The 13891-nt window shown below is 69.2% G+C and carries 16 protein-coding genes; 10 read left to right on the top strand and 6 right to left on the bottom strand.

What is annotated here, in order from left to right:
* Positions 1-137: 137 nt before the first annotated feature.
* Positions 138-1205, top strand: coding sequence for a DMT family transporter (locus tag ACIRQY_RS07070; protein WP_403922751.1), 1068 nt, complete (start codon positions 138-140; stop codon positions 1203-1205).
* 95 nt (positions 1206-1300) lie between these two features.
* Here ACIRQY_RS07070 and ACIRQY_RS07065 read toward each other — a convergent pair whose 3' ends face one another.
* On the bottom strand, positions 1301-1903 hold the full coding sequence (locus ACIRQY_RS07065; protein ID WP_403922750.1) for a ScbR family autoregulator-binding transcription factor: 603 nt from the start codon (positions 1901-1903) through the stop codon (positions 1301-1303).
* 134 nt (positions 1904-2037) lie between these two features.
* On the opposite strand from ACIRQY_RS07065, the gene ACIRQY_RS07060 reads away from it, so the two are divergent.
* The 3 genes from ACIRQY_RS07060 to ACIRQY_RS07050 all read left to right on the top strand — a co-directional run bounded on the left by ACIRQY_RS07060 (position 2038) and on the right by ACIRQY_RS07050 (position 4679).
* Complete coding sequence (locus tag ACIRQY_RS07060) at positions 2038-3051, top strand: ScbA/BarX family gamma-butyrolactone biosynthesis protein (protein ID WP_403922749.1); 1014 nt, start codon at positions 2038-2040, stop codon at positions 3049-3051.
* Between the two features lie 252 nt (positions 3052-3303).
* The gene (locus tag ACIRQY_RS07055; RefSeq protein WP_403922748.1) at positions 3304-3969 is read left to right on the top strand and encodes a LysR family transcriptional regulator; all 666 of its coding nucleotides are present in this window, start codon (positions 3304-3306) and stop codon (positions 3967-3969) included.
* On the top strand, positions 3966-4679 hold the full coding sequence (locus ACIRQY_RS07050; RefSeq protein WP_351780879.1) for an HAD family hydrolase: 714 nt from the start codon (positions 3966-3968) through the stop codon (positions 4677-4679). The genes ACIRQY_RS07055 and ACIRQY_RS07050 overlap by 4 nt, the downstream gene beginning before the upstream one ends.
* A 434-nt stretch (positions 4680-5113) precedes the next feature.
* Here ACIRQY_RS07050 and ACIRQY_RS07045 read toward each other — a convergent pair whose 3' ends face one another.
* Positions 5114-5698 carry a TetR family transcriptional regulator gene (locus tag ACIRQY_RS07045; RefSeq protein ID WP_403922747.1) on the bottom strand — a complete coding sequence of 195 codons (585 nt, stop codon included), beginning with the start codon at positions 5696-5698 and terminating at the stop codon, positions 5114-5116.
* A gap of 159 nt (positions 5699-5857) precedes the next feature.
* Here ACIRQY_RS07045 and ACIRQY_RS07040 point away from each other — a divergent pair, with 159 nt between their 5' ends.
* The 3 genes from ACIRQY_RS07040 to ACIRQY_RS07030 all read left to right on the top strand — a co-directional run bounded on the left by ACIRQY_RS07040 (position 5858) and on the right by ACIRQY_RS07030 (position 8201).
* A complete protein-coding gene (locus ACIRQY_RS07040) occupies positions 5858-7264 on the top strand; it encodes an acyl-CoA dehydrogenase family protein (RefSeq protein WP_403922746.1) in 1407 nt (468 codons plus the stop codon).
* Positions 7265-7424: 160 nt separating this feature from the next.
* Positions 7425-7838: a hypothetical protein gene (locus ACIRQY_RS07035; RefSeq protein WP_403922745.1), complete on the top strand. Its 414-nt coding sequence runs from the start codon at positions 7425-7427 to the stop codon at positions 7836-7838.
* A gap of 159 nt (positions 7839-7997) precedes the next feature.
* Complete coding sequence (locus ACIRQY_RS07030) at positions 7998-8201, top strand: hypothetical protein (protein WP_403922744.1); 204 nt, start codon at positions 7998-8000, stop codon at positions 8199-8201.
* Positions 8202-8460: 259 nt separating this feature from the next.
* Here ACIRQY_RS07030 and ACIRQY_RS07025 read toward each other — a convergent pair whose 3' ends face one another.
* From ACIRQY_RS07025 to ACIRQY_RS07015, 3 genes are all read right to left on the bottom strand, one after another.
* Complete coding sequence (locus tag ACIRQY_RS07025) at positions 8461-8973, bottom strand: GNAT family N-acetyltransferase (protein WP_403922743.1); 513 nt, start codon at positions 8971-8973, stop codon at positions 8461-8463.
* Positions 8964-10211, bottom strand: a complete 1248-nt coding sequence (locus tag ACIRQY_RS07020) for an XRE family transcriptional regulator (protein ID WP_403922742.1) — start codon at positions 10209-10211, stop codon at positions 8964-8966. Before ACIRQY_RS07020 ends, ACIRQY_RS07025 begins: the two co-directional genes overlap by 10 nt.
* 390 nt (positions 10212-10601) lie before the next feature.
* Positions 10602-10817, bottom strand: coding sequence for a hypothetical protein (locus tag ACIRQY_RS07015; protein ID WP_403922741.1), 216 nt, complete (start codon positions 10815-10817; stop codon positions 10602-10604).
* Positions 10818-10988: 171 nt separating this feature from the next.
* Between ACIRQY_RS07015 and ACIRQY_RS07010 the strand changes: the two genes are divergently transcribed.
* Both ACIRQY_RS07010 and ACIRQY_RS07005 read left to right on the top strand, forming a co-directional pair.
* On the top strand, positions 10989-11147 hold the full coding sequence (locus tag ACIRQY_RS07010) for a hypothetical protein (RefSeq protein ID WP_403922740.1): 159 nt from the start codon (positions 10989-10991) through the stop codon (positions 11145-11147).
* Positions 11148-11242: 95 nt separating this feature from the next.
* Positions 11243-12121: an aKG-HExxH-type peptide beta-hydroxylase gene (locus ACIRQY_RS07005; RefSeq protein WP_403922739.1), complete on the top strand. Its 879-nt coding sequence runs from the start codon at positions 11243-11245 to the stop codon at positions 12119-12121.
* A 1-nt stretch (position 12122) separates the two neighbouring features.
* Here the strand turns inward: ACIRQY_RS07005 and ACIRQY_RS07000 are convergent, their stop codons facing one another.
* A complete protein-coding gene (locus ACIRQY_RS07000) occupies positions 12123-12791 on the bottom strand; it encodes a pentapeptide repeat-containing protein (protein ID WP_403922738.1) in 669 nt (222 codons plus the stop codon).
* 317 nt (positions 12792-13108) lie between these two features.
* Between ACIRQY_RS07000 and ACIRQY_RS06995 the strand changes: the two genes are divergently transcribed.
* A complete protein-coding gene (locus ACIRQY_RS06995; RefSeq protein WP_403922737.1) occupies positions 13109-13348 on the top strand; it encodes a hypothetical protein in 240 nt (79 codons plus the stop codon).
* Positions 13349-13891 lie beyond the last annotated feature (543 nt).

Below are 13891 nucleotides of genomic sequence, written 5' to 3'. Positions count from 1 at the left end.
CGGATCCCGGACCGTCCGTACCGCTTCCCCTGCGGATCCCGGACTCCCCGTACCGCTTCCCGTACGGCTCCGGGCTCCGTGTCCCCTATCCCTCACCCTCCTCAACTCCAGCCGCATCCGGCCTGACAGGAAGAGTCATGAGCAGTCAGAACACGTACACGCGAGGCGTCCTCCTCTGCCTCCTGGCCACGGTGTCCTGGGGCGCGATGTTCCCCCTGATGGACTCCACCCTCCAGCACATCGACCCGTTCACCTTCACCGTCATGCGGTACACCATCGCCGGTGCGATGTTCCTGGTCTTCCTCCGGATGAGGGAGGGGCGCGCGGGACTGCGCCTCAAGGGCGAACGCATCGGCCTGGCCTGGCTGTTCGGCACGGCCGGGTTCGCCGGATTCCAGTTCCTGGTCTTCTTCGGGCAGGACCTCATCGGTGAGCGGGGCGCGCTCAACGCCTCGATCATGATGGCCACCATGCCCATGATGGGCTTCCTGGTGAACTGGGTCCTGCGCAAGCTCGTCCCGCCGAAGGGCTCGCTGGTCTTCATCGCGATGTCCTTCGTCGGCACCGTCCTGGTCGTCTCGAACGGTGACATCGCCTCGCTGATCTCCTCCCCGAGGGAGGCGGGCGCCGACGCGCTGCTGCTCTTCGCCGCGCTGTGCTGGGTCGTCTACACCTCGGGCGCGGGCTTCTTCCCGACCTGGTCACCGATCAAGTACACGGCGATCACCACGGTCCTCGGCCTCGCCAGCGCGACCGTGATCACGGCGGTCATCCTGGCGGCGGGCGGCGTGCCGGTCCCGACCGTGGGCACGGTGGGCACGATCCTTCCCCAGCTCGCCTACATGAGCGTCATCGCGGGCTTCGTGGGCGTCCTCGGCTGGAACTTCGGCAACCGCTACCTCGGCCCGCTCAACGGCGTCCTGTTCATGGACGTGGTGCCGGTGACGGCCTTCGTGATCTCCGCCCTGACCGGGGTGGTCCCGGCGGGCGTCCAGATCGCCGGCGCCTCGCTCACGGCGGCGGCGCTCGTCTTCAACAACCTGTACCTGCGGCGCATCGCGGCCAAGGCGGCCCCGGCGCCGTCCCCGGCTCCGGTGGCCTCGGGACCGGCCGCCGCCCCGGCTTCCGGTTCCGCTCGGGGACGGGCCTCCGGTCCCGGTTCCGCTTCGGCCTCGGCGCCGGTCGGGTCGGGCACCCGCTCCTGACCCCGAAGTCCCCCGGAACGCCTACGGCGTGGCCTCCCACCTCGCGTGGGGGGCCACGCCGTTTCCCCTCTCTCACGGCAGGCGTACGCGGCCGGTCAGCCGCGCATCCCTTCGAGCAGGACGATCCGCAGCTCCTCGTACCGCTCGGGCAGGTCCCTGCGCCTGCTCAGGACGTCGGAGATGTGCTGCATCCCGAAGAAGGCGGAGACCAGGACGCGGGCCGCCGCGCGCGGTTCCACTCCGTCCCGCAGTTGGCCCGCGTCCCGGGCCTCCGTGATGAGCCTGCTGAGGTAGTCCTCCCAGCCGACGTACGGCTCGGGCAACTCGGCGTCGATCAGGGCGCGTTCGATCTGGAGGCGGGCACCCGCCTGGACGACGATGTCCCCGGAGAAGGCGCGGGTGACGGTGTCGAGGACGGCCGCGAGCATCTCGAAGGGCCCCGCGTGGGTGCCCTCGGCGCCCTTGAGGATCTCGGGCCAGCGCGCGTAGTGCTCCTGCACCACGGCGACGGCCAGAGCCTCCTTGTTCGTGTAGTGGAAGTACACCGCTCCCTTGGTCATCTCGGCCCGTTCGGCCACGTCCTGGAGGGTCACGGTGGCGTAGCCGCGCTCCGCGAAGAGCTCGGCAGCCGACTGGAGGATGTGCGTCTTGGTGCGTCGGGCGCGTTCCTGTTTCGGTTCGCTCCGGAGTGTCGCCATGCCTGTCCGCCTCTCTCGTTCCAACGCCTTGCAATATACATTCTCGAAGGTATATTTCTTGCTGCCGAGGGGCCGTCGGAAGCCCCTCGTCACCGAGATGACTCATCTTGAGGGGGAAAGAGATGTCCGTCGGTGTGCTGCAGAACGTATTGCCTCTTGAGCCGCTTGAACCCCTGGAATCGCTGGAGTCCCTGATACGGGAGGCCAAGGAGGGGATCGGCTTCGACCGCACCGTCTCCCGAAGACTCGTCCACCGCGCCTCGGTGACGGAGGTCTTCCTCACCGACGCGATCGTGGCCGGATCCGGGCGCTTCCTGGTCGGTGCCCAACTGCCCCGCAACCACGCGCTGTTCCGCCCGGAGGGGACCGGGCGGACCGACTTCATGCTGCTCGTCGAGGTCGTACGGCAGGCCGGGATCTTCCTGAGCCACCGCTACCACGACGTGCCCCTCGGCCACCACTTCATCTTCAAGGGCCTGTCGCTGCACATCACCGACCCGGCTGCCCTCGGGGTCGGCGGCGGGCCGCTCGGGATCGTCCTCGACGTGAAGGCCGTGACCCCGGAAGGGCCGCGCAACCCGCGCCGGTTCGACGCCCGGTTCGACATGGTGATCGAGGTCGGCGGCCGGGAGTGCGCCCGCGCCTCCGCCGGGGTGACCGTGATCGACGGTGTGCGGTACGCACGCATCCGTCAGCGGGGGCGCGCCGCCCGGCCGGCCGGGACGGGGATCGCCGGGGGGCCGGTCGGGGGGTCCGCCGACGGGCGGGGCGTGCTGTGTCCCGTCCCCGGGACCGGGGCGGCGGGAACGCGGGCGTGGCGGCTGCACGTCGATCCCACGCACCCCGGGTACTTCGAGCACCCCTCGGACCATGTGCCCGGGATGCTGATCCTGGAGGCCTTCCGGCAGGCGGCCCTGCTGGCCTGCCGCCCCGGGGGAGCCGTAGGGGTTCCGGGGACGGGACCCGAGGGTTTCCCCGATTCCGCCGCGGGCGCGCTGGTCTCCCTGGACACCGAGTTCGCCGCCTTCGGCGAGCTGTCCGCGCCGGTGACCGTGGACGCGACCCGGGCCGGCGACGGACGGGTCCGGCTGTCCGCGACCCAGGGCGGCCGGGTCCTCGCCACGGGCACGGCCCGCCGTACGGCGTGACAGGTGGCCGGAGACGCGCTCGGCCGGGACCGGAGTGCACGCGGACGGGGGCCGGAGTCCGCGCCCGGACGGGGCCGGAGCGGGACCCGGGCGGGACCGGAGCGGGACCCGGGCGGGACCGGAGCGGGACCGTACGGCAAGACCCCGGGCACGAACTCAGGTACGGCCGAAGGAAGAACCCAGGTACGGCCGAAGGAAAGAACTCAGGTACGGCCGAAGGCAAGACCGGACGAGCACAGAAAGGCTGAGGAGATGGAACTCCAGCACTTACGGGCCTTCCGCGAAGTGGCCCGAGAGCTCAGCTTCACCCGCGCCGCCCACAACCTGCACTACTCCCAGCCCGCGGTGACCGCGCAGATCAAGGGCCTGGAGGAGGACATGGGGGCGTCGCTCTTCCAGCGCCGGGGCAACCGCTCCGTGGAGCTGACCCCGGCGGGGGCCCGGCTGCGGCCCCTGGCGGAACGCATCCTCGAACTCGTCGAGACGGCCCAGGACGAAATCGCCGATCCGAGGACCGCCGATCCGAGGACCGTCGTTCCGAGGACCGCCGAGCGGAACCGGGACCGGGAACGGGACCGGAGCACCGTGCCCCTGGGTGGAGGGGCGGGGCTCGGCGTCGGTGTGCCGGTCGGCAGGGGCGCGCCGACCGTCGCGGGCGTTCCGCGCGGCGGAGGACCGGCCGGGGGCGGCGGAGCGCCGACCGGGGGCCGGTTCGGCGGGTCCCGGCTCGGTGAGGCCCTCATGGGGGAGTCCCGTAGGGGGGAGACCCTCATGGGCGAGTCCCTGATCGGGGAATCCCGTAGGGGAGAGGCCCGCGTCGGGGAATCCCGCATCAACGAGAGCGGTATCGGCGAGAGCCGTGGCGGCAACGCCCGTGTCGGCAACGCCCGTCTCGGTGACAGAGGGGGGAGAGCATGAGCCTCGCTCCCGTCCGGGCCGCGTTCTTCGACGTCGACGAGACCCTGATCACCTGCAAGAGCATGGCCTGTGTCCTCGCCCGGTTCTGGGGGCACGGGGAGCGGACGGACCACCGGCTCGCCGCCGCACGGGACTCGCTCCAGGGTCTGATCCGCGCGGGAGCGCCACGGGAGCAGGTGAACCGGTCGTTCTTCCGCTTCCTCGTCGGCAGCCACCTCGACGACCTGGAGTCCTGCGGCCGGGAGTGGTACGAGAAGGCCCGTGCGGGCGGACTCCTCCACACCCCTGTGCACGAGGCGCTGCGAGGGCACGCGCACGCCGGTGACCTGATCGTCCTCGTCTCCGGCGCCTTCTCCGCCTGCCTCGACCCGCTGGCCCGCGAGATCGGCGCGGACCTGGTGGTGTGCACCGTCCCCGAGGTCACCTCGGAGGGACGGCTCACCGGGGAGCTGGTCGGCGCGCCGATGATCGGCGAGGCCAAGGCGGAGGCGGCCCGCCGGATCATGACCGCCTTCGGCCTCCCGCCCGGCGACTGTTTCGCCTACGCGGACGACGAGAGCGACCTGCCGTTGCTGCGCGCGGTCGGCCACCCCGTCCTGGTGGGCGACGGCCCCGTCTCCGCCCCGCCTTCCGAGACAGACTCCTGGACCCGGCTCCCGGGCCCCGAGCCGGTGGTGCCGGTCCGAGCGATGGCGCCGCAGGCGGCCTGAGCCTCCGAGCCGCCCGGCGGGGCCGGGGGAGCACCGCCGCGACCGCGATTCCCGGAGCCGGAGCCGGGGCCTGACCCGGAGCCCGACCGAAGCCGGGGCCGGGGCCCGAGCCCGAGCCGGAACAGCCGTCGCAGCCAGAGCCGCAGCCGCAGCCACCGTCACCCGGTCACATCCGCACCGGCCCGGTCGCCGCCCTTGCCCTCGTACGTGTCCCGCTCCCCCCACGCCACTCCCTCCCCTCCACCCCCACCCCCACCCCCACCCTCGCCCCGTCACGGTTCGAGACGCCCCCGGTCTCCTCGTATCCCCGCCGTGCCGGGAATCCCCGCCGTGCGTCCCGTGGTGCCCGCCGTCGCCCCGGGTCCGGGCAGGAGGAACGGCCCCGCCGCCACAGGGGCGACGGGGCCGTCGACTCCGCCCGTCCGTAAGGCGGTTCAGCCGTGGGAGGGCCGGGAGGTGTCGGCGAGCGACGGCTCCAGGACGTTCCACACCTCACGTACGAACGCGGCGGGTCCGTCCGTGCCGGTCGCCGTCACCACGGCGGGGGCACCGATCAGCAGCGCCACCACGAGCCGGGCCAGAAGCTCGGCCGGGTGGGTGCCGGAGACGGAACCCTCCTGCTGTCCCTTCCGGATCAACAGGGCCACCACACCGCACAGGTTGCCGAGGTGGGCCGGCACGGTTCCTTCGGCGCGGGCCGCGTCCAGGACCAGGCGCAGCCCCGCCGCGAACGGCTGGTCCTCGTCCAGTCTGCGCGCGAGGGCGACGAGCAGTCCGCGCAGGGCGGGCAGCGCCGTGTCCTCCTCCGCCTCGCCGACGGCGGTGGCGAGGGCGTCGGCCCAGCCCGATTCGAAGGAACGGGTCAGCTCACCGGCGAGGTCCGCCTTCGATGAGAAGTGTCCGTAGAGGGCTCCCTTGGTCAGTCCGGTGCGGGCCGTGATGTCGGCCAGGTTCGTCCCCGCGAATCCGTGCAGGGAGAACTCGGCCGCTGCTGCCCCGAGCACCAGCTCGTAGGTCACGCGGGCCCTGTCCTGTCGCCTCACCGAGCGTCCGCCTCCCGTCGCTGTGTCCGGCCTCCATGCGGTCCATGACGGCCCTTCAGAAAATACCTTCTGGATCGAATCTTTTTCTACTCGTACCCGTCTCGCATCAGTACCGCCACTCAAGGAGCACACGTCATGCCCGTCGCCACCGCATCCGCCCCCGCCCCTGCCGAGCCGACACCGGGACCCGCACCCGCACCGGCGCACGTACCCACCGCCACCGCCACCCCCACCCCGGCCCTGACCCCCGTTCCCGCCCCCGGGGCCCCGGCCGTCGGCCATCTGCGTGCCGTCGCCGCTCGGCGCGCCGAGGAGTCGGAACGGTCCGGCGCGCTGCACCCCGAGGTGGTCGCGGCGCTGACCGGCGCCGGTCTCGCCCGCCACTTCGTGCCCCGCCGCTGGGGCGGCACGGCGGGGACCTTCACGGCTCTCCTCGACACGGTCGCCGGGGTCGGCGCCGCCTGCGCCTCCACTGCCTGGTGCGGGGTGCTGCTCGCGGCGCACGGACGCCTCGCCGCGCACCTGCCGGCCGAGGGGCAGCGGGAGTTGTGGGGCGACTCGCCCGACACCCGGGTCGCGGCGGCGGTCGTCCCCCCGGCGGGCCGGCTGACCCGGGTCCCGGGAGGGTGGACCCTGTCGGGGGAGTGGGCGTTCGCGAGCGGGGTCGAGCACGCCGAGTGGCTGCTGCTGGCGTCCCTGGACCGTACGGGGCCGGGCGCGCCCGGGTACCGGGTCCTGGCGGTGCCGCGTGAGCGGGTCGGGATCAGGGAGACCTGGGACGCGGTGGGGCTGCGGGCGACGGGCAGTCACAGCGTGGCCGTCGACGCGGCGGACGCCGTGTTCGTACCGGAGCACCGCACGTTCCTGCGGGAGGCGCTGATGACCGGGGCGACGGAGGCGGCGGAGCCCGGCGGTGTGCCCGCGCCGTGCCACCGGGTGCCGTACCCGCTGGTCGCGGCGCTGCTGTTCGCGGCCCCCGCGCTCGGCGCGGCGCGCGGCGCGCTCGACGCGTGGACCGTCCTCACCGGCCTGCGCCGCCTTCCCGACGGCAGTCCGCTGACGGCGGACCCGGTGGTCCAGCAGACGTTCGCCCGCTGCGCGGCGGAGATCGACGCGGCGCACCTGCTGCTCCGGTCGGCGGCGGCCCGCGCGGACGGCTGGTCCGGGGCGGGCGCGGGCGGCGGAGCACAGGACGACAGGAGTACGGGCACGGGCCCCACGGGCGCGGGCCACTCCCTCGGCCCGCTCGCCCCCGCACCCGCCACACCGGGCCCCACTCCCTGCGCCTGTAACCCGGCCGGGCCCGTGACCGGGGGCGCGGCGGCCGTCGCGCTCAACCAGCGGGACGCGGCCGTGGCCGTGGACCTTCTGACGGGTGCGGTGGAGCGGCTCATGCGCACGGGCGGCGCCCGGGGGCTCATCGCGGGCGGCGGCCTCGAACGCGCCTGGCGCGACCTCCACGCGATCGGGGCGCACGCGGCCCTCCAGCCCGCCCCGGCCGCGGCGGCGTACGCGGCGACGGTCTTCACTCCGGGAGCCTGAGGGAAGCCGGGGGCGTGAGGACGTGAGGGCCAAGGGGCGGGGCGCGCCGGACCGGAACCTCCCCGGCCCTGTCTCCCCTCTCCTCTCCCCGACCCTCCCTGATCCCGAGATCCCGACCCCTATACATCGCGTGTATAGACGATGCGTATAGTCACGCCTCATGGCACCGTCTTCGCCCACCCCGCGCGGCCTCCGTCTCTTCAAGGCGCTGATCGTCTCGACGATCGCCGTCGCCCTGTCGCACGTGATCATGTCGGACGGGCTCTATCTGTCCTTCAGCGGCCAGGCGGCGGCGACGCTGGGGTCCGGGTCGGGATTCAGCTCGGACCAGGCGTTCACGGCGGCCATGATGAACACCGCTCTGCTCATGCCGATCGTCCTGTGGATCGGGATGCTCGTCACCGGCGAACGCCGGGTCGGCCCGATGGTCCTCGTCGGCACGATCAGCTGGATCACGGCCGTCGGCAACGGCATCGACACCATCGACGACGCCCCCTACACCCTGCTCCCGTTCGGCTCCCTCGCCCTCGTCGTCGGCATCACCGCCCTGTCCTCCGCGATCCGGAGGAGATAGAGGTCCCCGGTATCGGCTAGTAGACGCCCTTCTGGTTCGAATGGCATATAGCCGGAATTCCGGCCACTCCTTAGTCGAACCAGAGGCCTCCGTCCCTACCGGATAGCACAAACGCGTCTGCAAGTTGCATATAGGGGATGTAAGCGACAGGAAAGTACCTTGACCACCTCCACCCTCCAGCGCCCCAAGGCCCAGGGCGCGAACCTGCTGCGCGTCCTTGGCGCACTCCGCCTCTCCGACTCCAGCGACGAGTCCACCTCGATCGAACGTCAGACGGACGAGGTGGACCACTGGACGGACTCGCTGTCCCGCAACGCCAAGGTCATCGCTTCGCAGAGGACACGGACGTGTCCGGTTCCATGAGCCCGTGGGAGCGGTCGGGCCTCGGCCCGTGGCTCCGCGCACTCGATGATCTTTGCCTGGTGAACGGCTGCTGGTACCAGGAGAACGAGCCGTGCATGGGGGCACGAGGTCATGCGGAGGAACTTCGAGGTCGAAGACCTCGTACTTCCGCAGACCCTGACCCGACTGCGGGCGACCAGGCAGGAGGACGTGGCGCAGGCCGCATAGCCGCAGAGATCATGATCAAGATGCCCCTGGCTTCGGCCGGGGCATCTTGCTTCTACCGGAGATCCTTGAGCATCACCGCGTACAGCGGGGAGTCGTCGTACGGCTTCGACTCATCGACCTGCACGTAGCCCCAGCTCTCGTAGAGGCTCTTCACGCGCGGGTGCGCCGTGTCCACGAACAGGGTCACCACGTCGACGCCCTGATGCTCCACAAGCGCGCGGTGAAGCACCTCCGACGCTCCTGTCCTCCTCCGCTTCGGGAGCACCATCAGCTCGGAGAGAGCGAAGACCTTGGTGTCATCGTTCACGGAGGCCGGAGTCTCGCTGCCGCGCCACCAGCCTCCCGGGCTGAACGCCGCGCCGTACGCGTATCCGGCGGGTTCGGTCTCCTCATAGCCGATCACGCAGGACCACGTCTCGCTACTGGACCATCTGTCTACGAACTCAGCGAACCGTTCACGTGAGTGGAACTCAGCGTCCTCGTCGAAGTATGCCTCGTCGTGTATATCCAACAGGAGCGATCGGATATCCCGCGCGTCACTGTGGCCATAGAACATCAGCTCCATTGGAGAGACCTTTCAACCCAGGTTGTTACTTCAGGCGCCCGCGACCCGGAGGTGACGAGCACCCGGCGTACCTTGACCAGCATGTCGCTCGTCCTCTTGGAACCTGACCCCTCTCCCAGTTCATGCGCCTGACTTCCCGTGTGACAGGCGAGTTCAAGCTCTCCCTGGTGCGCCTGGGACAGTGCCAGGTGCGCGTTGTAAAGAGCCCTGTTGCGAACCATCTCCGGCCTGATGGCGGACAGGGCGCGGTGGAAGAACGACTCCGCCCTTGCCCAGTCCCCGAGTGTGAACCAGACACTCGCGGCCAGTCCGTCCACTTCACTCTGATCGTAGAAGTCAAGCCACTCTGGCCTCTCGATGTGTTCCGCTCGCTCGAACATCTGCTCCGCGGCACGCAGGGCGCGCACGGCCTCCGTTCGATACTCCCGCTTTGCCAGGCAGCGAGCATTGCGCATGTGCCCGAGAGAGGCGTACAGGGGGTCTCTGCGGGCGATGACCAAGACCTTCATCACCTCTGCTGCTGCCTCGCCCTCGCTGAAGTCCTCGCGCTGGGTTGCGGTCATGGCGAGGTGATTCCAGACGTGGTACTTCGTTTCGCTGTCTCCGGACAGACCTGCGAAGGTCACAGCTCGGTCCAGGTGGGTCCGGGCCCTGCTCTGAACCTTGGCGTCGATAGCGGCGAAGGCCGCCGAACTGGATGCGTCGGCAGCGAGGCAGTACAGGCGCCGGCGCACGCGTGTCGAGGTGGTACCCGCACTGAGCGCCGACTTGATTCTCAGCGACAGCTCTGCGGCCCGATGCTCGACGGCGTGGGCGCCTCCGATCGTCCAGTCCTCCTTGAGGATCTTGACGTACTCAGCCTGGAAGCGCGCTGCATCGCTCATGCCGAGCCTGGTGAGGGTGGGAGTAGCTACGGCAAGGGCCGTACCGGAGCTGCTGGTCAGGAACGTACGACGGTGCACTGGCCCGTCCTCCGGTGGTGCGGTGGTGCTTCGCTTGCGTCGAGGGACGAACCCTAGGTCCTCGGATGACGCTCCCAGGACCTCTTCGATGCACAGCCTGATGCGATCGTGCGGCCACTTCGTATCGTGCCTGAGCCAGCGTCGCACATCGGCGTCGGTCACAGACCCTGGCCGACCGGTCAGTCGGTCGATCGCACGGTTGACCTTCTTCGCTAACTCGGACTGTGAGTACCCGAGTTGGAGCATCCGCGCTTCGAGCTTGACGTTTGCGTACACACAGTGAAGGTAGCGCTGGGCAATCAGACCACGACAGCGCCAAGGTAAAAATCACCGGGGTGCAGCGGTGGGCCGACTCCTTCTCTCACCTGTCACCGGCGGCTGTGCGGGCGTTCACTGGGTGTCAGCCGCTCGGAGCGAACCCTTCAGACTCCGTCTCCCCAGCCCCGGGCGGCTCCCTCCCACCTCAAGGCAGGAGCAGCGCGATGGAACAGACCCGCCAATCCACGTCGGCTTCGTCCGGCCGGCAGTTGGATTCGCTCTCTGAGCGGGTGCCCCACACCGACCCGCGACCGCACCTCAGGTGTCTCACCTGCACCAGGGTTGACAGCGACTGCAGGGACGCCGATGCGGACGGCGACCTCCGCCGCCACGGCGAATGCAACCGGGTCATACACGACCACCCGCACCGGGGTCAGCCCGTCGCCTCGTGGTGATCGTCATGACGATGACCATCAGGGTCTCCCGGGACAGCGGCGAGACCTTTGCGAGGAAGACCACGTACGACATCGACAGGACGAAGCCCCCCGTCCCCTTGGTGTCGTTTGTGTGGCCGCCGTGCGAGTGCCCCCAGCACCGCACCGCCAACACCTCGAAGAGCCGCACCCGGTGAAGTGGAGACGCCCCGCGCTGGGCGACATCGCCCTCGGAGCAATCTGGGCCACCGTCGTCGCCATGTTCGTCAGCCGACTGAAATCCGGCTGATCCAAAGACCCCCGTCCCTTTCGAGGCGGGTTTGTTTCACCGTCATGCCCAACGAGACAAGGAGTGGTTCCGATGAGCCCCGTCAAGATCGAGAAGCCCAGCGCCGACTTCAGCTCGCTGCTGGAGGCCATCAAGGAGGACCCGACTGAGGTCGCGGACGGCATCAAGGCCCGCGTCTCGGACGCCATGTCCGGCGCGGAGGTCGTGATGATGGGCGGCTGGACCAACTAGCCCTGCCCCGCCCGCAGGTCCAGCACAGAGCGCCCGGAGCGAGGTCGGTCTCGCTCCGGGCGCGCGCTCCGTCCCCATGGAAGAAGGGCACGTCCATGCACATGCTGAACACCGGGCACCACGTCGAGTCCGTGGCTCGCTTCGTACACGCCATCACCGGCAAGCACGTCGACTCGTTCGGGAGCCTGCGCCCCGCTTATGTGGAGGCGATCAACACCCTGCGCCCCGCAGACCTTCCGGCCGAGCCGGAGGGCATCAAGATCGGGTACGAGAACAGCTCCTGGATCACGCACTGCAAGGAGCGGGAGATCTTCTCGCACATCGTCGGCCCCGCCTCCTCCTCAGACGGGCCGACTCGCGAGGAGTGGGACCGGCAGATCACCGAGGCCCTGAACCTGATCGAGGAGATCGACCCCGGCCTCCGTCAGATGGTCGACCTGTTCGTCACGGACATCGTGGCACTCAACTCGGGTGCGGACGGCGGCGGCTCTGCCAACACGATGCCCGGCGTCGTGCTGATGAGCCCTGGCGGGGCGTGGGTCACCCTCGACTTCGCGGAGTGCATCGTCCACGAGGGCCTGCATTCCGGGATCTTCGTCCTGGACTCCGTGCACCCGATGTTCAACCTCCCTCCCAGCGAGATGGAGAAGGACGAGCACCGCGCCCTGTCGGCGGTGAAGATCGGGGAGAAGCGCCCGCTGCACGCGGCCTTCCACGCGGCGGCCGTCGCCGTGCCGCTCATGTACATGGAGAACCACCAGGGCGAAACCACCCTCGTCGACCAGTACACGGCATCGCTCCGCGAGGCCTGCGCCGACATGCAGACCAAGCGCGACCGGTTCACCGAGTACGGTCAACTCCTCCTTGACGAGATGACGGAATGGGCCACGGCCGATCCGATCGGCTTCGCCCAGATCGGCCGGGGCATCAGCAGCCCGGCGTTCTCCGGGTACCGCCCGGAGGTGCCAGCCTGACCTACTCGAAGGCGATACCGGCCTCCCGTGCCAGGCTCAGGGCAAGCTCCATCGCCCCCGGGCCTGCCACGGTGGTCCCCTTGAGGAAGCCCGCACCGCCTACGTCGAGCAGCGTACAATTCTCGAATCGCGCGGAGCCGACTTTCACGTTTCCGAATTGTGCACCGGTCAGGTCGCAGTTGGTGAACTTGACGTTATGGAATTCGGTGAACTGAAAGTCGATTCCAGTCAGCCGGCAATCCTCGAATTCTGTCGCATAGATCTTCATGTGCCGGAACACGCCAGGGGTCGCGATACATCCGGAGAACTTCGCGTCCCGGAACGTGCCCGACTTCCATGAGGACCCGGTGAGCCTGCTGCCAGTCACGGTGGAGCGGAGCAGGGACACGTCTGCGGCAGTGAGCTGCGAGAAGTCGCACGTCTCCAACTGGCAGTCGCTGAACTGACTTTGGCGCAGGCTGGAGCCGGTGAAGCGAACGTTGGCGAAGGAGCATCCCTGCGCCTCCACGGCCTCGACCTCCATCCCCACGAAGGTGTCGCCGTCGAACCTCAGACCCTTGAGGATCGCGTCATCCTCCAGCTCGCCCCCATCCGCAGGCCTCAGTGCTGAAGCAATTCGGGGAACCTCCGGAGATTTAACACTTCCACCTTGACGGGTGATCTTAGGCATGAAAGATCTCCATTCTCTTCGAGGGTTCTCGGAGTCTCAGAGTCTAGCTATAGATCTCCACCCGAACGCCTACTTCAGCCCCCGGAAGGGCGACAGATCTCAATGGCGCAGTATTCGATAAAGCGTGCACCGAACGGAACCGGCAGACGCTGAACGCAGCCGACATCGATCGGACGCGAGCCCTCGTCGTGGGGGCCGTGGTTCTGGATCACGGGAGGGTGATGCGGGGCAAGGTGTGGAAGCGCACTGGTGAGGTTCTCCACCTCCAGAACAGGGCCGGACGGTCGTGGACAGTGTTGGCCAAGCGATGCACGCTTGTGGACGACACACCCGAGAACAAGCCGACCCCGCCGGGTAGCACGATGCCAACGCACTGCCCGCCCGGCGACGTCGGCATCGGTGATTACGTCCTCCTGGAGAACCGTTACCGGCGCGTGAACGACATGCGCAGCAAGGGCGGGGCCAATGGCCGCGTCCTGTTGCTCGAGGGCTACGGCCCCTGGCTGATGACGGCGCCTCGCGAGATCCGCCGCCCCATCAACCTCAACCAGCGCTAGAAGCTATCTGCCAAGTCCGGCAAGTCCGGCAAGTCTATGGGGTGGCCTTCTGGATCTCTTGATCATTGACCTTCGTGGTTACCGTTCGGTGTGTATTGCATGTCGAGTGAGCGGAAGCGGGCACCGGCATGTCGGAGAGCTACATCGCGGACGGACTGGAGAGCTTCACGTCCACCGACGATGGCAAGCTCGCCGAGGCCCGCTACGAGGGCTCCCGGTTGCCGGTCGACTGCTACGGGCAGCCCATTGCCGCGCTGTTCCACACCTACGGCGAGGACGAACACGAGGTCCGGACCGAATCCGTCGACGGAACTACGAACGTCGAGACCGTCGGATTCAAATTCGACGTTCCCTCACAGGGCGGCCTACATCCGCTACCCGGACAGGGGGACGACCGGCTGCCCGCAGACGAGCAAGGCAGGTCCGTGCAGACGTCTTTGCGGGGTGTGAAGCTGGGCTATGACAGCTACGGGCGGCTGGCCTCGGCGGACAACGAGCGCGACGGCACCTCGGCCACCTACGACTACAACGGCAATGGCCTGC

The organism is Streptomyces sp. NPDC101490 (assembly GCF_044767145.1).
GTDB lineage: Bacteria > Actinomycetota > Actinomycetes > Streptomycetales > Streptomycetaceae > Streptomyces.
The sequence above is the reverse complement of the archived record's forward strand: the minus strand, read 5'-3'. Positions and strand labels throughout refer to the sequence as shown.

What these genes read in the sequence shown, in the direction of transcription:
- ACIRQY_RS07070 (WP_403922751.1), top strand. Translation starts at nt 138, where the DNA reads ATGAGCAGTCAGAACACGTACACGCGAGGCGTCCTCCTCTGCCTCCTG.
- ACIRQY_RS07065 (WP_403922750.1), bottom strand. Translation starts at nt 1,903, where the DNA reads ATGGCGACACTCCGGAGCGAACCGAAACAGGAACGCGCCCGACGCACC.
- ACIRQY_RS07055 (WP_403922748.1), top strand. Translation starts at nt 3,304, where the DNA reads ATGGAACTCCAGCACTTACGGGCCTTCCGCGAAGTGGCCCGAGAGCTC.
- ACIRQY_RS07050 (WP_351780879.1), top strand. Translation starts at nt 3,966, where the DNA reads ATGAGCCTCGCTCCCGTCCGGGCCGCGTTCTTCGACGTCGACGAGACC.
- ACIRQY_RS07040 (WP_403922746.1), top strand. Translation starts at nt 5,858, where the DNA reads ATGCCCGTCGCCACCGCATCCGCCCCCGCCCCTGCCGAGCCGACACCG.
- ACIRQY_RS07035 (WP_403922745.1), top strand. Translation starts at nt 7,425, where the DNA reads ATGGCACCGTCTTCGCCCACCCCGCGCGGCCTCCGTCTCTTCAAGGCG.
- ACIRQY_RS07025 (WP_403922743.1), bottom strand. Translation starts at nt 8,973, where the DNA reads ATGGAGCTGATGTTCTATGGCCACAGTGACGCGCGGGATATCCGATCG.
- ACIRQY_RS07010 (WP_403922740.1), top strand. Translation starts at nt 10,989, where the DNA reads ATGAGCCCCGTCAAGATCGAGAAGCCCAGCGCCGACTTCAGCTCGCTG.
- ACIRQY_RS07005 (WP_403922739.1), top strand. Translation starts at nt 11,243, where the DNA reads ATGCACATGCTGAACACCGGGCACCACGTCGAGTCCGTGGCTCGCTTC.
- ACIRQY_RS07000 (WP_403922738.1), bottom strand. Translation starts at nt 12,791, where the DNA reads ATGCCTAAGATCACCCGTCAAGGTGGAAGTGTTAAATCTCCGGAGGTT.